Source organism: Streptomyces sp. NEAU-YJ-81 (genome assembly GCF_017592595.1).
In the GTDB taxonomy this organism is placed as follows: Bacteria; Actinomycetota; Actinomycetes; order Streptomycetales; family Streptomycetaceae; genus Streptomyces; species Streptomyces hygroscopicus_B.
The window spans coordinates 14,000-34,572 of record NZ_JAGFNO010000053.1; the positions used below are offsets into that span (position 1 = coordinate 14,000).

21 protein-coding genes and 1 pseudogene are annotated in these 20,573 nt (G+C 71.5%); 13 read left to right on the forward strand and 9 right to left on the reverse strand.

What is annotated here, in order from left to right; translation table 11 throughout:
• Position 1 precedes the first annotated feature (1 nt).
• From J5X86_RS47310 to J5X86_RS47330, 5 genes are all read left to right on the forward strand, one after another.
• A complete protein-coding gene (locus tag J5X86_RS47310) occupies positions 2–1,258 on the forward strand; it encodes a cytochrome P450 (RefSeq protein WP_208522793.1) in 1,257 nt (418 codons plus the stop codon).
• Between the two features lie 191 nt (positions 1,259–1,449).
• A complete protein-coding gene (locus J5X86_RS47315) occupies positions 1,450–2,385 on the forward strand; it encodes an L-tyrosine/L-tryptophan isonitrile synthase family protein (RefSeq protein ID WP_208522794.1) in 936 nt (311 codons plus the stop codon).
• 145 nt (positions 2,386–2,530) lie between these two features.
• The gene (locus tag J5X86_RS47320) at positions 2,531–2,788 is read left to right on the forward strand and encodes a hypothetical protein (RefSeq protein WP_208522795.1); all 258 of its coding nucleotides are present in this window, start codon (positions 2,531–2,533) and stop codon (positions 2,786–2,788) included.
• The gene (locus J5X86_RS47325) at positions 2,788–5,076 is read left to right on the forward strand and encodes a cation-translocating P-type ATPase (RefSeq protein ID WP_208522796.1); all 2,289 of its coding nucleotides are present in this window, start codon (positions 2,788–2,790) and stop codon (positions 5,074–5,076) included. Before J5X86_RS47320 ends, J5X86_RS47325 begins: the two co-directional genes overlap by 1 nt.
• Before the next feature lie 70 nt (positions 5,077–5,146).
• Positions 5,147–5,686, forward strand: a complete 540-nt coding sequence (locus J5X86_RS47330) for a copper chaperone PCu(A)C (RefSeq protein WP_208522797.1) — start codon at positions 5,147–5,149, stop codon at positions 5,684–5,686.
• A 39-nt stretch (positions 5,687–5,725) separates the two neighbouring features.
• Here J5X86_RS47330 and J5X86_RS47335 read toward each other — a convergent pair whose 3' ends face one another.
• The 6 genes from J5X86_RS47335 to J5X86_RS47360 all read right to left on the reverse strand — a co-directional run bounded on the left by J5X86_RS47335 (position 5,726) and on the right by J5X86_RS47360 (position 11,916).
• Complete coding sequence (locus J5X86_RS47335) at positions 5,726–6,979, reverse strand: amidohydrolase (protein ID WP_208522798.1); 1,254 nt, start codon at positions 6,977–6,979, stop codon at positions 5,726–5,728.
• Positions 6,980–7,136: 157 nt separating this feature from the next.
• Complete coding sequence (locus J5X86_RS47340; protein WP_208522799.1) at positions 7,137–8,147, reverse strand: Lrp/AsnC family transcriptional regulator; 1,011 nt, start codon at positions 8,145–8,147, stop codon at positions 7,137–7,139.
• Positions 8,148–8,460: 313 nt separating this feature from the next.
• The gene (locus J5X86_RS47345; RefSeq protein ID WP_208522800.1) at positions 8,461–9,429 is read right to left on the reverse strand and encodes a pirin family protein; all 969 of its coding nucleotides are present in this window, start codon (positions 9,427–9,429) and stop codon (positions 8,461–8,463) included.
• Entirely contained in the window at positions 9,426–10,115 is a 690-nt protein-coding gene (locus J5X86_RS47350; RefSeq protein ID WP_208522801.1) for a phosphatase PAP2 family protein, read from the reverse strand. Before J5X86_RS47350 ends, J5X86_RS47345 begins: the two co-directional genes overlap by 4 nt.
• A 111-nt stretch (positions 10,116–10,226) precedes the next feature.
• Positions 10,227–11,162 carry a M56 family metallopeptidase gene (locus J5X86_RS47355; protein ID WP_078647815.1) on the reverse strand — a complete coding sequence of 312 codons (936 nt, stop codon included), beginning with the start codon at positions 11,160–11,162 and terminating at the stop codon, positions 10,227–10,229.
• Between the two features lie 109 nt (positions 11,163–11,271).
• The gene (locus tag J5X86_RS47360) at positions 11,272–11,916 is read right to left on the reverse strand and encodes a DUF5134 domain-containing protein (protein WP_208522802.1); all 645 of its coding nucleotides are present in this window, start codon (positions 11,914–11,916) and stop codon (positions 11,272–11,274) included.
• A 214-nt stretch (positions 11,917–12,130) separates the two neighbouring features.
• On the opposite strand from J5X86_RS47360, the gene J5X86_RS47365 reads away from it, so the two are divergent.
• The gene (locus tag J5X86_RS47365) at positions 12,131–12,550 is read left to right on the forward strand and encodes a PPOX class F420-dependent oxidoreductase (RefSeq protein ID WP_208522803.1); all 420 of its coding nucleotides are present in this window, start codon (positions 12,131–12,133) and stop codon (positions 12,548–12,550) included.
• A gap of 258 nt (positions 12,551–12,808) precedes the next feature.
• On the opposite strand, the gene J5X86_RS47370 is transcribed toward J5X86_RS47365, so the two are convergent.
• Positions 12,809–13,201 (reverse strand): VOC family protein, encoded by a 393-nt coding sequence (locus tag J5X86_RS47370; RefSeq protein WP_208522804.1) that lies wholly within the window; start codon positions 13,199–13,201, stop codon positions 12,809–12,811.
• Positions 13,202–13,310: 109 nt separating this feature from the next.
• On the opposite strand from J5X86_RS47370, the gene J5X86_RS47375 reads away from it, so the two are divergent.
• A complete protein-coding gene (locus tag J5X86_RS47375) occupies positions 13,311–13,868 on the forward strand; it encodes a GNAT family N-acetyltransferase (RefSeq protein ID WP_208522805.1) in 558 nt (185 codons plus the stop codon).
• Positions 13,869–13,910: 42 nt separating this feature from the next.
• Here J5X86_RS47375 and J5X86_RS47380 read toward each other — a convergent pair whose 3' ends face one another.
• Positions 13,911–14,594, reverse strand: coding sequence for a glycerophosphodiester phosphodiesterase family protein (locus tag J5X86_RS47380; RefSeq protein ID WP_208522806.1), 684 nt, complete (start codon positions 14,592–14,594; stop codon positions 13,911–13,913).
• Positions 14,595–14,902: 308 nt separating this feature from the next.
• On the opposite strand from J5X86_RS47380, the gene J5X86_RS47385 reads away from it, so the two are divergent.
• From J5X86_RS47385 to J5X86_RS47395, 3 genes are read left to right on the forward strand one after another with little or no spacing between them, the layout of a single operon-like run.
• Positions 14,903–16,300: a DUF6421 family protein gene (locus tag J5X86_RS47385; protein WP_208522807.1), complete on the forward strand. Its 1,398-nt coding sequence runs from the start codon at positions 14,903–14,905 to the stop codon at positions 16,298–16,300.
• Between the two features lie 53 nt (positions 16,301–16,353).
• Positions 16,354–17,136, forward strand: a complete 783-nt coding sequence (locus J5X86_RS47390) for an SDR family NAD(P)-dependent oxidoreductase (RefSeq protein ID WP_208522808.1) — start codon at positions 16,354–16,356, stop codon at positions 17,134–17,136.
• Positions 17,133–18,194, forward strand: a complete 1,062-nt coding sequence (locus J5X86_RS47395) for a low specificity L-threonine aldolase (RefSeq protein ID WP_208522813.1) — start codon at positions 17,133–17,135, stop codon at positions 18,192–18,194. Before J5X86_RS47390 ends, J5X86_RS47395 begins: the two co-directional genes overlap by 4 nt.
• 51 nt (positions 18,195–18,245) lie before the next feature.
• On the opposite strand, the gene J5X86_RS47400 is transcribed toward J5X86_RS47395, so the two are convergent.
• Positions 18,246–18,977 (reverse strand): 1-acyl-sn-glycerol-3-phosphate acyltransferase, encoded by a 732-nt coding sequence (locus J5X86_RS47400; RefSeq protein WP_208522809.1) that lies wholly within the window; start codon positions 18,975–18,977, stop codon positions 18,246–18,248.
• A 181-nt stretch (positions 18,978–19,158) separates the two neighbouring features.
• Here J5X86_RS47400 and J5X86_RS47405 point away from each other — a divergent pair, with 181 nt between their 5' ends.
• From J5X86_RS47405 to J5X86_RS47415, 3 genes and pseudogenes are all read left to right on the forward strand, one after another.
• Positions 19,159–19,518: a thioredoxin family protein gene (locus J5X86_RS47405; protein WP_243983229.1), complete on the forward strand. Its 360-nt coding sequence runs from the start codon at positions 19,159–19,161 to the stop codon at positions 19,516–19,518.
• 194 nt (positions 19,519–19,712) lie between these two features.
• Entirely contained in the window at positions 19,713–20,219 is a 507-nt protein-coding gene (locus tag J5X86_RS47410; protein WP_208522811.1) for a flavin reductase family protein, read from the forward strand.
• Positions 20,220–20,458: 239 nt separating this feature from the next.
• Positions 20,459–20,573, forward strand: a pseudogene (locus tag J5X86_RS47415) (electron transfer flavoprotein subunit beta); the annotation flags it as partial.

Consider the following 20,573-nt stretch of genomic DNA (forward strand, 5'->3'; position numbering starts at 1 on the left):
CATGATCCTCCAGGAATCCGGGACGGCCCCCGAGGCCCTGCCCGAGCCCGTGCCGCTGATGGGCTGCCCCTACAAGAGCAACCCGTACCCCCTCTACGAGCGGATGCGCGAGACCGGCCCGGTGCACCGCGTCCGCTTTCCCAGCGGCGTACACGCCTGGCTCGTCACCGGCTACGACGCCGCGCACTCCGCGCTGGGCGACGACCGCCTCGGCAAGAACCACGACCGGGGCAACGACCGCTGGCGCGCCCGCGCCTCGATCATGCCCGAGCCCCAGCACTCCCAGCTCCAGGTCCACCTCCTCCACCAGGACCCGCCGGACCACACCCGCATGCGGCGCCTCGTCACCGACGCCTTCACCCCGCGCCGCGTCGAGCACCTGAGGCCCCGCTTCCAGGAGCTGGCCGACACCCTCGTCGACGCCCTCCCGGAAACCGGCCCCGCGGACCTGGTCACCGGCTTCGCCGCCCGCTTCCCCTTCCAGGTCCTCGCCGAAGTCATCGGCCTGCCAACCCAGTTGGCGGCCCGCTTCGACCGCGACTGGGGCAAGGTCGTCCAGCCGGTCGGACCGACCGACCCCGGACGCCCGCTGTACGAGGCCCGCCTGCACGGGCTCCAGAGCTACATAGCCGAGGTCGTCGCCCATAAGCGCGAACACGGGGAGGACGACCTGCTCAGCCGCCTGGTCGTGGCCCGTGACCGCCGCGAACTGTCCCAGGAGGAGCTGGACTCGATGATCTTCCAACTCCTCGTGGCGGGCCAGGAACCGGTCACCAACCAGATCACCACCGCCCTGATCGCCCTCTTCCGCCACCCCGCCGAACTCGCCCGGCTGCGCGACGACCCGGGCCTGATGCCCCGCGCGGTCGACGAACTCCTCCGCTACGACAGCGCCTTCGAGCTGACCACCTGGCGCTTCTTCGACCAGGACAGCGACCTGCACGGCACGGACGTCCCGGCCGGCGACTCGGTGATCATCTCCCTGTGCGCCGCCAACCGCGACCCGCGCCGCTTCCCCGACCCCGACACCCTCGACCTGGACCGCTCACCCAACCCCCACCTGGCCTTCGGCCACGGCATCCACTTCTGCCCCGGCGCGGCCCTGGCCCGCGCCGAACTCCAGATCGCGCTGGGCACCCTCCTGGCCCGCCTCCCCGGAGCGCACCTGGCCATCGAAGACGAGGACATCGAGTGGATCCCGGCCGTCCTCGGCCGAGGGACCAACCACCTGCCCGTCGGCTACGACCGACGCGTCTGACCCGACGCCGTTCGATCGCAGGCTCCCCCCCATCTGGGTCACGGGGCCGGTCCCGCGTGCCATCCGTGTGCGGACCGCCCCGGCCGACCACCCGCACCCCATCCGCCGGCGCCCGGCGCGTCACGCCGAGGCGCCATACGGCCATGCCCGCATGCCCGCGTCGCGCACACCTTCACGGAGGAACCCACCTCATGCCGCTGACGACCGCACCGGACACCCGCTCCACGAGCAGCATGAGCGCCGCCATCCTGGACCTGTTGCTGCCGTACCACCGCACGACCGACCCCTCGCCCGCGGCGGCGGAGGCGTTCGCGCAGCAGCGGCGCCAGATCGCCGGGTTCGTACGCGCCGGAGAACCCGTGGTCTTCACCCTGCCCGGCTTCCCCTGCAAGTCCCCCAACCCCGCCAAGGTCCTCGGCCACCTCCCCGACCAGGGCGAACGCCTCTCCCTCGGCTTCCTGAACACCCTGTGCGAGGAGATCGAGCGGGTCCACCCGCCGGGCGCCCGCGTGATCATCTGCTCCGACGGCCATGTCTTCGGCGATCTGATCCGCGTCCCGGACGACCATATAGACGCCTACGCGGACGGACTCAGACGCCTCATAAGGGAGTCGGGCCTGCACCGCCTCTCCGTTTTCGACCTGCGCGACGTCCTGGGCGACCTGCCCCACCACACCAAGCGCGCCCAGGTGCACAAGCGGTACGCCCCCACCCTGGAGGCGCTGCGAGCTGAGGTCCGCTCCGAGGACCACACCCTCGCCCTCTACCGGGGCATCACCCGGTTCCTCGTCGACGACACCGCCGACTTCACCGGTACCCGCTCCGCCCTCCAACGCGCATGCCGCACACGTGCCTACGGCGTCATCCAGCGCAGCCGAGCCTGGGGCGACCTGATCGCCGAGCACCACCCTGGCTCCGTACGGCTGTCCATCCACCCCCAGCCCATCGGCGCCCCCAAATTCGGCATCCGCCTCCTCGACGCCGCCGACGTCTGGACCACGCCCTGGCACTCGGCCGCCCTGCACCGCACCGACGGCACCTGGACTCTCATGCCCCGCGCCCGCGCGGAGCAGCTCGGCCGTCTCGTCCACCGTGACGGCAGTCCGAGCCACTATGAACAGGGCTGAGCAGGTCATGCGTTCGCCAGGCGAGCCTGGTGTCGTGACATGCATCACGGCAAGGCGTCGGAACTCGGTTGGCGGTCGTCCCGACTCCTCTACCGGTACGGCCGGATCCGCTGAAGCCGTACGGAGCGATCGGGAGTTTCCTCATATGGCGCAGCCCCGCCCCTCTGCCCGCCGGACGCCGGGTGCGTTCCTGACCAGGGCATTGCCCCCGCCGGCGCTGTGCGGATTCCTTCTGCTGCTGGTGATGGTGTTCGCCGCTTCCTACGCCGTCGGCGCGAGCGCCGGGCCCGTCGCCCCCGGCATGCGCGGCACCAGCACGACAGACGGCGGCTCGGGAGACGGCCACGGCGGTGGCGGCATGGACATGGGTGGCATGGACACGGACCAGGGGAGTGGACGCTGATGGCCGGCGAACCGGCAGCGGTGGCCGTCGTGACCGACCTCGCCATCGGCGGCATGACCTGCGCGGCCTGTGTGAAGCGTGTCGAGAAGAAGCTGGCCCGGCTGGACGGGGTCACGGCCAGCGTGAACCTCGCCACCGGACGGGCCCGGGTGAACCACCCGCCCGAGGTCGGCCCGGACGAGCTGATCGCCACCGTCGAGCAGGCCGGCTACACCGCCGCGCTGCCCGAGCCGCCAGGGAAGGAACGGCGCGAGGACGGGGACGAAGCGCAGGACACCCGGCAGGAGCGCGACCGGCTGGTGAGCACGGCCTTGCTCGCGGTCCCGGTGCTGGTCCTGTCGATGGTCCCCGGTCTGCAGTTCCGCAACTGGCAGTGGCTGTGCTTCGTGCTCGCCGCCCCCGTCGCCGTCTGGGGAGCCTGGCCCTTCCACCTGCGGGCGGCGCGCGGCCTGCGACACTCGGCGGCCACCATGGACACCCTGGTCTCGCTGGGTGTCGCGGCCTCCTTCGCCTGGTCCTCCTACGCGCTGTTCCTCGGCGGGGCCGGTGATCCCGGCATGCGGATGCCCTTCAGCCTGGTGCCCACCGCCTCGGACGGCGTCGCCCAGATCTATCTGGAAGCCGCCGTCGGTGTACCGCTGTTCGTCCTCGCCGGCCGCTTCCTGGAAACCAGGGCCCGGCGGGGGACCGGCGTGGCACTGCGCGCCCTGGCCCGGCTGGCGGCGAAGGAGGTGTCGGTACGCGATGGCGACGGCGAGCGCCTGGTCCCGATCGAGGAACTGCGGGTCGGTCAGGTCTTCGTCGCCCGGCCCGGGGAGCGCCTGGCCACCGACGGCACGGTGGTGGAGGGCAGCTCGGCCGTCGATCTCTCCCTGGTCACCGGGGAGAGCGAGCCGGTGGAAGTCGGCCCCGGCACGCCCGTGATCGGCGGTGCCGTCAACGCAGGGGGCCTGCTCCTGGTACGGGCCACCGCCGTGGGCGCCGATACGCAACTGTCCCGGATCACCCGGCTGGTGACCGAGGCCCAGGCGGGCAAGGCACGGGCGCAGCGGCTCGCCGACAAGGCCGCGGGCGTCTTCGTCCCGGTCGTGCTCACCCTGGCCGTCACGGTCCTCGGATTCTGGCTCGGGGCCGGTGCCGAGCCGCAGGCGGCGATCACCGCGAGCGTGGCCGTCCTGGTCGTGGCGTGCCCCTGCGCGCTGGGCCTGGCGACCCCCACCGCGCTGATGGCGGCGACCGGCCGGGGCGCCCAACTGGGCGTCCTGGTCAGCGGACCGCAGACGCTGGAGGGGCTGCGGCACATCGACGCCGTCGTCCTGGACAAGACCGGCACCCTCACCTCCGGGCACATGAGCGTCGCCCGGGTCACCGCCGTGCCGGGCGGACTCGGCGAGGAGGAACTGGTCCGGCTGGCGGGCGCGGTCGAACAGGGATCGGAACACCCGCTGGGGCGTGCCATCACCGCCTACGCCCGGCGCACCGATCCCGGAGACCCCCTCCCGGCCGTGGCCGACTTCGTCGCACTGCCGGGCAAGGGCGTGCGCGGGCGAGTGGCGGACCGGGTGATCGAAGTCCTGGCCCCGGACGACGCGTTGCCCCCCGCCCTTGCCCAAGCGCTGTCGGCTTCCGAGACCGCCGCCCGTACACCGGTCGTGGTCCGCGTCGACGGTGAGACCGAGGCACTGATCGAGGTCGGAGACGTGCTGCGCCCGGGAAGCTACCGGGCCGTGGAGCGGCTCCGCCGCCTGGGCGTGCGACCGGTGCTCGCCACCGGCGACCGCGAGGCGCCCGCCCGTGCCGTCGCCGCCGACCTCCGTATCGAGGAGGTGCGTGCCCGTTGTACCCCGGAGGACAAGGCCGCCCTCGTCCGCGAGCTGCGGGAGCAGGGCTACCGGGTCGCCGTCGTCGGTGACGGGGTCAACGACGCGGCCGCCCTGGCCGGCGCCGACCTCGGCATCGCCATGGGCACGGGCACGGACGTGGCGATCGGGGCGGCCGACGTGACGCTGGTACGCGGTGACATCGAGACCCTGGCGGACGCGGTCCGCCTCGCCCGCAGTGCGCTCGGCACGATCCGTGTCAATCTGCTCTGGGCGTTCGGCTACAACGTCGTGACCGTACCGCTGGCCATGGTGGGCCTGCTCAACCCCATGCTCGCGGCGGCCGCGATGTCGGTCAGCTCGCTGCTCGTGGTCGGCAACAGCCTGCGCCTGCGCGCCTGGCAGCCGTCGCCGGGCGGCCCACGCCCCTCCCGGCCCGCCGCGCCTGCCGCCCGGAAGCCACTGTGAGGCCCATGTACGCCGCTGATGGACTGCCCGCCCGTATCTGCGACCCGACACCGAGGTGGAGACCCGCCCGATGACGACCCCCTCCTGGACGCCCACCCGCCGTCGCCTCACGGACTCCCTGCGGGCCGCGGCCGCTCCGTTCTGCGCCTGTGTCCTCGCGCTGGGCGGCCTCGCCACGTGGACTGCCTCGGGCAGCGCGGGCAGGCCCCCGCGTATCGGCGTCACCGACGCACAGCTCTTCCTCCCCGCCCCGGGGGTGCCCCGGACCGCCGCGTTCTTCCGCATCACCAACACAGGGGGTGGGCAGGACCGGTTGGTCGAGGTGACCTCATCCGCCGTCGCCGAGGGGATCTCGCTCAGCCGTCACCGGATGACCGGGCGGGGAGCCGCCTCCCGGCAGGTCGCGGACTCCTTGCCGGTTCCGGCGGGTGGCACGCTCGACATGTCACCGTTCACCAGCGATGTGACCGTCCCGGCCACGGCCCGCTGGCGGGCCGGAGACCTGGTGCCCTTCACCCTCCGCTTCGAACACAGCGGACGTGTCGAGGCCAACGCCGTCGTCGTGCGCCCCGGCGACAGTCCGGCGTGGGCGATCGCCAAGGCCCCCTGAGTCCTTCTCCCGGCGGCGGGTCGACGTGGCGACGGCGGGTCACCCGCGTATCAGCGATTCGAGGATGTCGATCGCGGTGGGAATCGATTGCTCCGCGATGTCGAAGGTCTCGCTGTGATGGGGCGTGGGGCTGCCCGCTCCCACCATCAGATAGGCGCCCTTGCCCCCGCGTTGCTGGACATGCCTGATGAGGAGGTTGGCGTCATCGCTTCCCGCGAGCGCCTGGGTCCGGATGACCTCGGTGACATCGTTATGGGCGGTGGCCGCCTCGACGATGCGGTCGATCATGTCTTCGTCCGGTGCGACGGTGGCGGATTGGCCCATCACCGCGACGTTCGCCCGGACCCCCTGCGCCAGGCTCGCCCCCTCCACGATGGATCGGACCCGGTCGACCAGCTCATCGACGACCTCGTCATCGGTCGCGCGGGCCTCGCAGGTCATCACCGCGGAGGAGGGCACGATGTTCACCCCGTCGCCGGCGACGAGCGTGCCGACATTGAGCCGCGTGTCCGCGGAGCTGAAGCGCGGGATCCCCATGATGCCCAGTGCGGACATCGCCGCCGCGAGCAGCGCGTTGCGGCCGGCTTCCGGTGCGCCGGCCGCGTGAGAGGCCTTGCCCTCGAAGTCGACCTTCAGCTTGCGGGTCGCCAGACCACCGGTGAAGCTCCCCACGACACCGCCGACGGCCATGTCTCCCGCCATGTGCACCGCGAGCATGGTGTCGATCTCGTCGGCCACCCCGGCGTCGATCATCGTCTGTGCTCCCCGGACTCCCTCTTCGGCAGGCTGGAACAGGACCCGGAGTGTGCCCGCGAAGTCACGGTCCGACAGCCGGTGGAGCAGGCCGACGCCGATGGTGGCGTGGGCGTCATGGCCGCACGCGTGCATCGCGCCGTTCGTCGAGGCGAACCCGTTCGCCACCGGGAAATGGCCGGCATCGGCTGATTCGCGCATCGGGAGTGCGTCGATGTCGACGCGAAGCCCCCATCGCGGCCCAGGACCAGCCACGCCCACGAGATCAACGACCAGCGCGGTGCCGTTCTCCCGGAAGTAGCGGGCCCGCTCTGCCGGGACACCCGAATCGGCCGCGCGAGCCGCCCATGTGTCCAGGGTTTCCGGGGGCGGGAAGTTGACGACGGCTGAGAGGTCCTGAGCAGCCTTCCCCGTGAGGACGCGTAGGGGCAGTCCCTGGAGGGCCTGTTCGATTCGGGCCGCCGTGCCGATCTCCAAGAATGCGGGTTCCGGGTTCCGGTGCAGTGCTCGGCGAAACGCTACGAGCTGCTCAAAGTCCACGAGCGCCCTCTCTCTTCCTCGGTGTGCGGGCGCCGGTACGGGCTGCCTCGCGCCGAGGTTATGGGACGTGCCGCGCGTTCGGTCCGTACGCCGGTTCATCGGCACGGATCACCGAAATCCAGCCCTGAGAACGCATGGATTCGCGACGTCGGCGCCCTCAGTCCTCGAACACCGGGTGATGTCCGAGGGGGACCAGGCGAAGGTGTCGGCTGTCGAGATCGAGGATGTGGCCGGCTCGCTTCGCGATCCTCGGGACGATCCACCGGTCCTTGACCCGCACCTTGGGGAACACCGTGGTCAGCCTATTCTCGATCTCGTCCAGCTCCTGCAGGTCGCGCAGCCAGAGGAAAGCCGCGAGGTTGGCGTCACCGGTCACGGAGGCACACAGCCGCACATGGTTCAGCGGCCGGAGTGAGGCGACGACACGCTCCAGTTCCAAGGGCTCGACGGCGAGCCACAACGCCGCCGCGGCGGGCCAGCCCATGAGGGCATGCGCGAAGTCGACCCGCCAGTTGACCCAGCTCGCGGCGAGCACCGCGTCGATGTCCCGCGAGATCATGGAAAGGGACCGGCCCAGCTCCCGCTGCATATCGGCGGCGGTTCGCCGGGCGTCCGCATTGAGCGCGGCGACGACGGCTCGGTGGGCGGGCGTGCGCCGCTTGGGCGGATCGGTGGGCCGGAGGTCGTGAAGCGCCATGACCTGTTCCCTGGAGAGCGTCTTCAGCCGCCAGCTCGACCCTTCGAAGAAGATCTTTCGCAGGTAGTGGGTGCGGGTGCCGAGGATGCCGGGGATCACGGCGATCCGCTCGTCTATGTACCGGTCCATGGAGAGCAGGCTGTCGGTGGAGATCATGATGTACAGGTCCCGCGGGCCGGAAGTGCAGTGCACGCTGGAGACGGGCCCTTGCCGGCCGAGTTCGCCGAGCACCTGTTCCCGTCGGCCGGGAGCGCAGCTGATCTCGACCAGAGCGGAGATCATCTGCTCGCGGAGATGCGGGGCGTCGCCCTCGGAACAGCTCGTCCACACCTGCCGCCGGCCGGTGAGAGCCGACCATCGGCGTGAAATCGTCGAGGGGTCGACGCGGAGGATCCTCCCGAGCTGAGCCCAGGAGACCCGGGGATGGATCTGCAGGGCGTTGATGATCTGGAAGTCCAGCGTGTCGACCATGCACCGCATCATGCGGCGGGCACGCGGATGTGTCCAAAACCGTGCGTGCGCTCGGCGTCGTCACGGCTGATGCGGCTCCTGGGAACGTGCCAAGCCGTGCTTTCGTGCAGCCACCCGTCACCTACCGGAAACCTACTGCCGGGTCATGCGGAAAAACCGTGCACCAGGGCTGTGCCATTGCCGAATTCCTTGCGTGCTGCGTCCCGATGGGCCGAAGACGGATGGGTGGGACTTGGGCTCCGGGCGGGTGCCGAATAATCGTCCGCGCGACTCAGTCCGCACGCGGCAGCCAACCAGGGGCCGACGTCGCAGGTCAGCGCACCCGGCCGCGTGGCTTCAGGGGTACGGGCGGGAGCTCCGGGGCGGGGAGCGGGTTGCCGTCGTAGCCGTGCACCGTGCCGAAGCGGGTGCCCGCCGCCCAGTCCTCCCGCGCCTGGGTGATCTCATCGTGGGAGCGGCCGATGAAGTTCCACCACATCACGATCTTCTCCTCGAAGGGCTCCCCGCCCAGCAGCATGAACGCGCTGTCCACATCCGCGCGCAGCGGCAGTTCGGTGCGCCCGCAGCCGAGGTAGAGGAGGGAGCCGGGGGCGAGGCGGACTCCATCGACCTCGGCCTCGCCGGACATGGTCAGCGCCGCGTACTCGAAGTCGGGTCGCACCGGCAGCCGGGTGTCGGTGCCGGCCGCGAGGGCGATGTCCGCGCCCATCAGCGGGGTGAACGTGGTGCCGGGCGAGGCCGCGCCGTCCAGTTCGCCGAGGATGACCGTCGCCCGCAGCCCTCCGCCGCCGGTCACCCGGGGCAGCTCGGCGTGGTGCTCCCACCTGGGGGCGATATGGCGGTCGCCGTCGGGCAGCGCGACCCATAGCTGGGCCCCGTGCAGCAGGCGGGCGTGCTCGCGCGGGGACTCCTCGGAGTGCGCGATGGCCCGGCCCGAGGTCATCAGCCCCAACTCGCCGGGGCGCACCGTCTGCAGACTGCCGACGCTGTCGCGGTGCAGCACCTCGCCGTCGTGCAGCCAGCTGACCGTCTGCAGCCCCATATGCGGATGCGGGGGGACCTGCATGCCCGGCTCCTGGGCGATGTCGTCCGGGCCGTAGTGGTCGATGAAGCACCAGGCGCCGACCATGCGCCGCCCGAGGCTGGGCAGCAGCCGGCGCACCATCGTGGATTCGCCCAGCGGGACCTGTTTGGCGGCCAGCAGTTCGCGAACCGGCTGGGCGGTGACGTCGTCGCGGCCGCCGCATACGGTCGCCGTGGGCCGCACATCGAGATTGCTCATGACCGCACTCTCCCATCAGGGGACGACTCGCGCTCACTCGTATGGCTCTGAGCGTAGCCGTACGCGGCGATCGCCCCGTACACCAGCGCCGCGCCCAGCAGCCAGCCGCCCAGCACGTCGCTGGGCCAGTGGACGCCCAGATACAGGCGGGTGAAGCCGACGCCCAGCACGGACACCGCTGCAACGGCGGCCATGAGCCGCAGCCACTTCGCCGGTGCCCCGTGCAGTGTCATCAGCCATAGCAGCAGCCCGAAGGCGACGGTCACGGTCAGGGCGTGGCCGGAGGGGAAGGCCGCGTAGTGCGCCGTGTCCACTGGATCCGGCCACCGGGGGCGCTCCCGGTCGACGGCGGCCTTCACCGCCTGTTGCAGCGCCGTGCCCGCCGCCGCCGTGACGGCGACCCAGAGGGCGAGCCGCCGCTCCCGCCGCCACAGCAGCCACCCCACGGCCACGGCCAGCAGCGCACGCATCGCCCAGGGGTCCCAGATCCAGTCCGTGAGCACTCTGTTGGCCCGGGTCCAGCCATGGTGTTCCACGGCGGAGCGGTGCAGGGCGACGACGACCTCCCGGTCGACGCTCCCCAGGGGCCCCCAATGGGCGGCCACCAGGGCGAGCAGCACCAGGAAGAGCGCGATGAACACGGCCGCGGTGCGGGCGGCTCGGCGGTGAGGGGTTGCCGGCTGCATGGGTCGATGATCGCCGACGGGTGGGCCTCGGGGCCAGGAGGCCCCTGTGACGGCTGAGAGCTAGGAGGCTCCTGTGGCGGCCGGGGGCCAAGAGTCTTGTGCCGCGAACGGCTACCCCAGCACCCGCAGTGCCGGGACGAGGGTGACCATGAGCGGGACGACCGGGACGAGCGCCGCGGTGGCCGTAAGGCGCCAGCGGCGCCCCACCGAGAGCCGGGAGGCCGGGGCCAGGAGTCGGTCCACCCGCTGCGGGACCTGGGCGAGCGCGCTGGGGCCGGGGCCGAACACCCCGCGGTCCTCGTTGAGTTCGACCAGGGCGAGCGCGGTGGTCGTCCGCCCGAAGCGCCGGGACGCGGAGTCGTCGGCGGCCAGCTCGACCAGCCGGTGCACCTCGTCGCGGAACGCCGCGAACATGGTCACCTGCGGAAAGCCGGTGGCCAGCGCGCCCGAGCAGTGCAGCAGCCAGTGGTGGCGGGCTCGGGCGTGGCCCTGCTCATGGGCGATGACGGCGTCCAGCCGACGGCCCTTGAGGCGGCGCAGCGCCGCCGTGGTGATGACGAGCTGGGGTGTGGTGCCCGGCAGCAACCAGGCGTCCGGCTTGTCGCCCTCCAGGACCACCAGACGCTCCCCGCTGGGCTCCTCACCGGGCAAGACGGGGGAGCGGACGAGGAGTTCGGCCCGGTGCTGCCTGCGCCAGGCGCGGGCGCGGCCGATCTCGCGGGTGAGCATCACCGCGCTCCAGACGGCCCCGAGGGCGAGCACGAGGGCGATGGGCGCGGCCAGCGGCCCGTAGCCGGAGAGCGCGTAAGCCTCCACCACGCCCTTGGGCGCGGGGGCGAAGACATTGCCGCGCACGGCCTCCCAGGCGGCCGCGGCGGTGAGCGCCATGGTCAGCGCGCAGCACAACAGCACCCCGACGACCACGCACTGCCACACCCACAGGGCGAGGACAGGTTCGCGGTCGATCCAGTCGGAGCGGGACAGCAGGCGCGGCGCCATTGCCGCCGCCAGTGCGCCGAGGCCCATCAGCGCGAACGGGACCAACATGGCGGTCACCCTATGATCGCGAAGCTCGGGCCGGGTACGTTCACGACGGGGAAGTGACGCATACCACGGTGCGGCTACGGGCGTGGCTACGGCCCGGCCCGCCGCCCGTTCACACGGTCAGCAGCATGGCGCACATCCCTATCCCCATCGACAGCCTGCAGGCATGCCGCAGCTCGGGCCGCCGTGACCAGCCGATACCGGCCGAGCCCGCCCCCGCGCCGGCCCCGGCTCCCGCATCGTCCACGGCTCTGGCCCCGGCGCCGTCCAGTGCGCCGTCCGTTATCGGTACGAGCCGCAGCCCGGACCGTACGACGTAGACCGCGAAGTACACGAGCAGCACCCCGGTCAGCAGCGGCACTCCGCCCGCCATCCGGCCCGGTGCCGTCTGGCCGGTGTGATGGTGGCCGCCCGTGGTGCCTGTCATCATCGCGAGCGCCATATAGACCATCGCGAGCGCCCCGATGGCGTGATGCAGACGGTGCCCCGGAAGCCCCGCGCCGCGCACCATCGGCAGCAGAGCCCTTACGGCGGCCACGGCGAAGACCGCCGCGAACGCGGGAGGACCCCATGGACGCGGGTCCAACACGGTGGAGGGCACTGCCATCGCCGCCATCCCCCACCCCATCAGTGCCTCGGCGCCCGCTACCCGCCGCCCCGGCCCGGGCGGCTCACCGCGCATCTGAAGCAGACAGTAGGCACCCGTGGCCGCGCACAGCGCGACCAGCAGCCAGCCGACGAGCGGAGCTCCGTGCACGGCACACCTCCCGAAGGGGGACGTAATACCAGGAGACATCCCCTGCCGCGGCGCCACACATGGGAGCGCATGGACGCAGTGGGGGAGCGCGAGGCGCGCGGAGTGGCAGGGGGCGCGAGGCGCGGTATGGCACCGTGAGAGGTGCGGCCCGTGGATCAAGCAGGCCCCGCCGCACCACGGGACGTGAACAGCCGTTCTACGAGGAGGAGAGCCCGTGTCGAATCCACCGCTTCCCGAGGCCGCGGTCGCCATGCTCGAGAAGCCCAACCCGGCCGTGATCGCGACGATCCGGTCCGACGGCCAGCCGGTGTCCACGGCCACCTGGTACCTCTGGGACGACGGCCGGGTCCTGGTCAACCTGGACGAGGGCCGCAAGCGGCTCAGCCATATCCGCAACGACCCCAGGGTCACGCTCACCGTGATCGACGAGGCGAACTGGTACAACCACATCAGCCTTATCGGCCGGGTCGTCGAGCTTCAGGACGACGAGGACCTGTCCGGCATCGACCGGCTGTCCCGGCAATACCTCGGCAAGGACTACCCGCAGCGGGACCGCGGCCGGGTCAGCGCCTGGATCGAGATCGACCGCTGGCACGGCTGGGGCGAGCACAAGGAGAACAGCCAGCCCGGCTGATCCCCCGGGACCGCCCGCCGTCCGCCCCACCACCCCCGGCCACCGCGAGCCGGGGAGGGCAGGCGGACGGCGCCGGGGCGGCCGAGCGGCGGCAGGGCGCCCGGCCGCTGTCGGGCGAGGTGTGCGCAAAGGCTTGAGGAAGGCGTCAGGGCCGGTAGCGCATCGGATGGTCCTCGGGGACCTCCACGACCGCGATCCGCACGCCGTCCGGATCCGCGATCCACGTGGCGCCGGGCGGGTGCTTTGTCGTGTCTGCCGCTAGATCCCCGGACGGTAGCGAATCGGATGGTCCTGCGGCACTTCCACGATAACGATCTTGAGTCCGTCCGGATCCGCGATCCACATCTCCACCAGCCCCCACGGCTCCTTCTTCGGCGGGCGCAGCACCTCGACCCCCTGCGCGGTGAGCTCCTTGTGCGCCGCTGCCGCGTCCGAGACCTGGAGCCATAGCTGGAGGCCCGGGGCGGGCGGGGTGTCGGAGCGGCCGGAGACCTCCAGGAAGCCCCCGCCGAGGAAGTAGACCGTGCCCCGCTCGGGGCCCGTCCCGAACTCCCGGAAGACCGCGAGACCCAGCGCCTCGCCGTAGAACGCCCGGGAGCGCTCGGGGTCCGTCGGCCGCAGCAGAATGCGGCTGCTCAGTACGTGAACCATGCCGCGACCTTACGCAACCCGACCCGCTTGGGGCAGGTTAAGGTCACTTTGCCGCCACCACCGCCGACCGATCCCCCGCCCCCGCCCCCGAAGGGACCCTTCCGACGCCATGGACACCGCGGACGCCACCGTACGAGCCACCGCCCCGCTCGCCTTCCGCCCGGCCACCGAGGCCGATGTGGAGGCGCTGGTGCCCCTGATCGAGTCGGCCTACCGCGGAGACGCCAGCCGCGCCGGATGGACCACGGAGGCGGACCTCCTCGCCGGGCGGCGCACCGACCCGGAGGGCGTCGCGGCCGTGGTGCGGGACGAGAACAGTCGCATGGTGATCGTCGAGCGGGGCGGTGAGCTGATCGCCTGCTGCCAGCTCGAGCACCGCGGTGATCACGCCTACTTCGGCATGTTCGCGGTCCGGCCCGCGCTGCAGGGCGGGGGCCTGGGCAAGGCGATCCTCGCCGAGGCCGAGCGGTTCGCGCGGGCGGAGTGGGGTGCGACGGAGATGCATATGACGGTGATCAGCGCCCGTGAGGAGCTGATCGCCTGGTACGAGCGGCGCGGCTACGCCCGTACCGGCGAGATGACCCCGTTCCCGTACGGCGATGAGCGGGTCGGTGTGCCGCGCCGCGCCGACCTCGAGTTCGAGCTGCTGGTCAAGCCCCTCGACTGAGCGCTGCTTACGCCGTACGGGTGAAGGTGGCCGGTGAGGGCGTCACGCCGTGAAGCGCGCCGCCCGCCGGATCTCCGGGAAGTCGGTGGTGGCGCCGTCCAGGCGGAGGCCGCGGACCAGCTTCAGCTGGTCGGGGGTGTTCACGGTCCAGCCGATCACCCTGAGGCCGGCGGCGTGCGCCCGCTCCACCAGCTCCAGGGTCACCCTGCGGATGTTGAGCACCAGCATCCCGGCGCCGACGGCGTGCGCCCGGTCGATCACATCGAGGCCGTAGCGGCTGGCCACGAGGGCGGTGCGGGCGGTCGGGAGCAGGGTGCGGATCTCCGCGAGCGCCTCGTCGTGGAAGGACAGGACGTCCACCCGGTCCAGCAGATCGCGGCCGGCCAGCACCTCCGCCAGCGCCCGGGCGGCCGCCGTGTCCTTGATCTCGGCCTGGAGCGGCGCCTTGACGGCGTCCACGACCTCCTCGAAGACCGGGATCCGCTCACCCTCCCCGGCGTCCAGCTCACGCAGCTCCGCGAGGGTGAAGTCGCTGATCGGGCCCTTGCCGTCGGTGGTGCGGTCGACGTTCGCGTCGTGCATCACCACGAGCGCGCCGTCCTTGCTGAGGTGCAGGTCCAGTTCGATGACGTCCATGCCCTCGTGCTCGGCGCGGACAAAGGATCGGAGGGTGTTCTCCGGCTCGACGCCCATCACTCCGCGGTGTCCGATGGTGAGAAAAGTCAACGCTGTCTCGCTCTTCTGACGGCCCTTGACGGCCTTCGTCGGGTCGTCTCGTCGGGTCGGGGGGAGGCAGTGGGGAGGCAGATTCGTCGGCTCTCGGCGGGCGGGCCGCCGGACCGGCGCACACCATACCGGCCGCTCATGACAGGACTGCTCAAGCGGGGCCGTGGCATGAGCCGGGCCGATGGGGGCAGGAAAAACTGCGGTGGTGCGGGTGTGGCGCAGGATGATTTCCCGTACCGTCGCTTGAGCGAAGGAGTGTCCGATGGATACGGTGGTCGTACGCAAGTTTCTCCGGTGAAGGAGTGGTCATGACGGAAATTCTTTCGTCTCCGATAGCTGAAGGTGGCGTTCTGTCAGCAGAGCGTGTGGTCGAACATCCGGCCTGGCCGACCCTCAAGGACGCCGTCGAAACGTTTCGCCCGTGGCAGTCCAAGGACGGCTCCATCGACTTCGACGCCGAGGGCGCACCCACCCGCGAGACCGCCGCGGCGACCATCGCCCGGGTGATCGAGGCCATCGAGAAGCTCGCCCCGCTGCTGCCGCACGACGCCGACTACCACCGGGCGGTCGTCGCGGATCTGCGCCGCTGGGCCGAGGGCGGCTTCGGCGTCCCCGACTTCCTCGACTCGCTGCTCGCCTTCCAGCCCGCCCGCACGCGCGCCGACGGCCTCCAGCACCTCGTGGTCTTCCCCATGTACACGCAGAACGGCAACCCGGACCGCAACCTGGAAGCCGTGGTGCTGCGCATGGTCTGGCCGGACTGGCTGGCCGAGCTGGAGCGCACCCGCTATGACAACCCGCTCTACTGCGGCCTGGCCTTCGAGGACTTCACCTCCGGCTACGACACCAACTCCGCGGTGCTCTTCCCGGAGACCATCGCCGTCCGCGAGGCCCCCGAGCGGTTCACCTGGGGCGGCATCTTCTGCGACCGCGAGGCGGCCCGCTTCCGCCGGGTCAGCGATGCCGCCGTCCAGACGCTCGGGCTCGAACTCCCCGAGGACATCCGGGACATGCTCGCCGACCAGCGCCGCTGCCAGGAGGCGTTCGCCCTGTGGGACATGGTCCACGACCGCACCCACAGCCATGGCGACCTGCCGTTCGACCCCTTCATGATCAAGCAGCGGCAGCCGTTCTGGATGTACGGACTGGAGGAGCTGCGCTGCGACCTCACGGCCTTCAAGGAGGCCGTGAAGCTGGAGGCCGAGGGGGTCGCCCAGGGCCGCGACGTCCAGTACGCCGTGATCTTCGACCGGATGTTCCGGTTCCCCGTCACCGGCGCCCGGGTCCGCAACTACGACGGGCTCGGCGGCCAGTTGCTCTTCGCCTACCTCCACCAGCACGACGTCGTACGCTGGACGGACAACACCCTGCATATCGACTGGTCCCGCGCCTCGCAGGTCACCAACCAGCTGTGCGGCGAGATCGAGAAGCTCTACCGCGACGGCATCGACCGCCCCAAACTGGTCCACTGGTTCAAGGCGTACGAGCTGGTGTCGACGTATCTCGCACCTCACCCCGGCTCGGTCTGGGCCAAGGGCCCGGAAGCCCTGGACCTGACCCAGCTGCCGCGCAAGCTCGTCGACGACGTGCTCCCCGACGAGTTTCCGCTGAGCATGTTCTACGAGGCGCTCGCGAAGAAGCTGCGTGACGTGGTCGCCTCCACCAAGGGGATCACGGCCGGCAGCGACCTACCGGCGGCGGCATGAGCCCCGCGACGGCGGACAGCCGCCGAGCGGGTAAGGACGAGGAGGCAGCGAGCATGACCACACCGACGTCGAGCCCCAGCCCGAACGAACCGGGCGAGCGGCCGCTGGACGGTGCGGTGGTGGCGGTGGCCGGCGCGGCCGGCCCCGCGGGCCGGGCCACGCTGCTCCGCCTCGCCGAGGCCGGCGCCACCGTCGTCGCCTCCGACTCCGACCCGGCGCGCCTGGCCGAGGCCGTGGACGCGGCGCGCTACGCCCACGGCGGGGCCAGCGTCACCGGCGAGACGGTCGACCTGCTCGACCTCGACGCCGCCCGCGCCTGGGCCAACCGCACCGAGAAGGAGTTCGGCCGGGTCGACGGGCTGATCCACCTGGTCGGCGGCTGGCGCGGCAGCAAGACCTTCGCCGACGCCCCGCTCGCCGACTGGGACACCCTGCACAATCTGCTGATCCGGACCGCCCAGCACACCTCCCTCGCCTTCCACGACGCCCTGCTGCGCAGCGGCAAGGGCCGCTATGTGCTGATCAGCGCGGGGGGCGCGGCCAAGCCCACCGCGGGCAACGCCGCGTACGCCGCAGCCAAGGCCGCCGCCGAGGCATGGACGCTCGCGCTCGCCGACTCCTTCCGCAAACTGGGGGGCGAGGGCGACCCCTCGGCGGCCGCTGCCATCCTGGTGGTCAAGGCGCTGGTGCACGACGCCATGCGGGCGGAGCGCCCCAACGCGAAGTTCGCGGGCTTCACGGACGTCAAGGAGCTGGCCGAGGCCATCACCGGACTCTGGGACCAGCCCGCCCAGGAAGTGAACGGAACCCGCCTGTGGCTGACCCCCAAGCCGTGAGGACCGACGCCCGTCGCCACCACGACCCCGAGGTGAGCGGCTTCGCCAGCGACAACTACGCCGGCGCCCACCCGGAGATCCTCGCCGCACTCGCGCTCGCCAACGGAGGCCATCAGGTCTCCTACGGCGAGGACGACTACACCGCGCATCTGCAGTTCGTCATGCGCAGCCACTTCGGCCCGCACGCACAGGCGTTCCCGGTCTTCAACGGAACCGGCGCCAATGTCGTCGCCCTGCAGGCGCTCACCGACCGATGGGGCGCGGTCGTCTGCGCCGACACCGCCCATATCAATGTCGACGAGTGCGGGGCGCCCGAGCGCGTCGGAGGGCTCAAGCTGCTCACGGTTCCCACCGAGGACGGCAAGCTCACCCCCGAGCTCATCGACCGCCAGGCATGGGGCTGGGACGATGAGCACCGGGCGATGCCGCAGGTCGTCTCGATCGCGCAGAACACCGAGCTCGGCACTGTCTACACGGTGGACGAGATCCGCGCCATCTGTGATCACGCCCACGAGCGCGGGATGAAGGTCCACCTCGACGGCGCCCGGATAGCCAACGCGGCCGCGTCCCTGGACGTGCCGATGCGCTCGTTCACCAACGCGGCGGGCGTAGACATCCTGTCCTTCGGCGGCACCAAGAACGGGATGCTCTTCGGCGAGGCCGTCGTCGTCCTCGACCCGGACGCGATGAGCGCCATGAAGCATCTGCGCAAGCTGTCCATGCAGCTGGCATCCAAGATGCGGTTCATCTCCGTCCAGCTGGAGGCCCTGCTCGCCCGCGACCTGTGGCTGCGCAACGCCCGCCACGCCAACACCATGGCCCAGCGGCTGGCCGACGGCGTGCGCGCGGTGGACGGAGTGAAGATCCTCCACCCGGTCCAGGCCAACGCGGTCTTCGCCCGCCTCCCGCACGACGTGAGCGAGCGCCTCCAGAAGCGCTACCGCTTCTACTTCTGGGACGAGGCCGCGGGCGATGTGCGCTGGATGTGCTCCTTCGACACCACGGAGGAGGACGTGGACGGCTTCATCACCGCCGTCAAGGAGGAGATGGGCCGCTAGGCCCTGGGTGCGGTACGGGCGGGCCGCCGGGGCCCGCCCGCGGGAGTTTGGTTACCGGCCCCGGTCCAGGGCCAGCGCCTCGGCCGGGGTGGGAGCGGTGCCGCCCAGATGGGCCGGGACCCACCAGGTGTCGTCCGGGCCCTTGGGGCGCACCGGATACGCCCGCTGCGCCGCCTCCAGCAGCTCCTGCACCCGGCCGCGCAGCCGCTCCGTCAGGGTGTCCGAAGGCTCGGTCGGGTCGGCCTCCATCGGCTCGCCGATCCGCATCGTGATCGGGAAGTGATGGCGGCCCAGCGCCCGCTTCTGACCCTTGGTCCACAGCCGCTGCGTGCCCCACAGCGCCATCGGCAGCAGCGGGACGCCCGCCTCCTGGGCCAGCCGGGCCGCGCCCGACTTGAAGTTCTTGAGGGCGAACGACCGCGAGATCGTCGCCTCCGGGAAGACCCCGATGATCTCGCCGGAGCGCAGCGCCTTCAGCGCGTGCTTGTACGCGTCCATGCCCGCCGCGCGGTCCACCGGAATGTGCTTCATCGCGCGCATCAGCGGCCCGGAGACCTTGTGCCGGAAGACCGACTCCTTCGCCATGAACCGCACCAGCCGCTTCGCCGGACGGGCGGTCAGCCCGCAGAAGACGAAGTCGAGATAGCCGATGTGGTTGCTCACCAGAACCGCGCCGCCCGCCTGCGGGACATTCTCCGTGCCCTTGATGTCGAAGCGCAGATCGAGCGCCTTGAACATGGTGCGGGCCATGCCGATCACCGGCGGGTAGACGAGCTCTGCCATTGAGGACCCTTCGTCGTATGCCCTGGGAGGGTTCTCCCGGCGAAGTTACGCGGCCGTAGGTTTCCGGCTTCTGGCAGATGGTGCCCGATGTCGTCTCGATGTGCTACCGGACGGCGCCGCCCGGCCGGGAGATCCTCATCACGTCGGGGGCCTCCGGGGAATCTCCGGGCCGCCCGTAACGCTGTACGGGGGAGGTCCGATCGGGAGGAGACAGGTGCGAGACGGCGACGGAGTCCGGCGGCTGGGCGCCGCCGAGCTGGGCGCGGAGCTGGGGAAGCGGGCGACGCTGCTCCAGTTCTCCAGCGCCTTCTGCCAGCCCTGCCGGGCCACCCGGCGGACGCTGTCCGAGGTGGCCGCGATGGTGGACGGGGTGGCGCACGTCGAGATCGACGCCGAGTCGCGGCTGGAGCTCGTCAGGGCCCTGGGCATCGCCCGTACCCCCACCGTGCTGGTGCTCGACGCGGCCGGGCGGATCGTGCGGCGGGCCTCCGGGCAGCCGCGCCGGGCCGATGTCATCGCCGCTCTGGGTGATGCCGTGTGAGCCACCGCGCCCCGGACTTACTTGACGCTCCGCACCCGACGTGGCCAGGGTGAACATCATGCGGCCTGGACTCCTTCTCTGCGGACGTGTGCACGAGACCCCGGTGCGGACCGCCGGCGAACGGTGTCCGGGCGGGTGAGCGAACGACGACAAGCACCGCCCCCCGCCCGTACCTCCGGCAGAAGGACGACTCCATGACGGCAACGCACGACCTCGGCACGTCCTCGCCCGCGACGTCCGACCTCTTCCGCTCCGTCTTCCGTCGGCACGCCTCCGGCGTCGCCGTGATCACCGCCCAGGGCACCCGCCCCGTCGGCTTCACCGCCACCTCCCTCACCTCCGTCGCCGCCGAGCCGCCGCTGCTCTCCTTCGGCGTGGGCAGCGGCTCATCGAGCTGGCCGGTGCTCTCCGAGGCCGAGCACGTCGGTGTCCACATCCTGGGCGAGCACCAGCGGGAGCTGGCCGCGACCTTCGCGCGCAGCGGTGCCGACCGCTTCGGACCGGCCACCGGCTGGCGCTCGGGACCCGAGGGCGTACCGGTGCTCGACGGGGTGCTGGCGTGGCTCGTGTGCCGGGTGGTGGCCCGCATACCCGCCGGGGACCACCGGGTGGTGATCGGCGAGGTGACCACGGGCACCGCGGCCGGGGCGGGCCGTCCGCTGCTGTACCACCAGGGGCGCTTCAACGCGCTGCGCGACTGAGTCGCGCCCTCCCGCCGGCGTGCGCTCCTCCCGCTGATCGCCGCGTTGGCAAGGTCACAGTTCACGCGGCTTGCATCCGGGGAATGAGCTGGGTGTACTGACGAGTAATATTTTGCTGCGGTGCATGGGCCGCCCCGGCAGGAAACCGCCCGCGGTACCGCCCGGGTCCCGCCCCCGAAGGCGCCTATGCTGCCAGCAACAAGGCAGCTCGGTAGAGACGATGCAGTAGGAGAGCCGGCGTGAGCTTGAGGATCGTTGTCTGTGTGAAGTACGTGCCCGACGCCACCGGCGACCGGCACTTCGCCGAGGACCTGACCGTCGATCGCGACGACGTGGACGGCCTGCTCTCGGAGC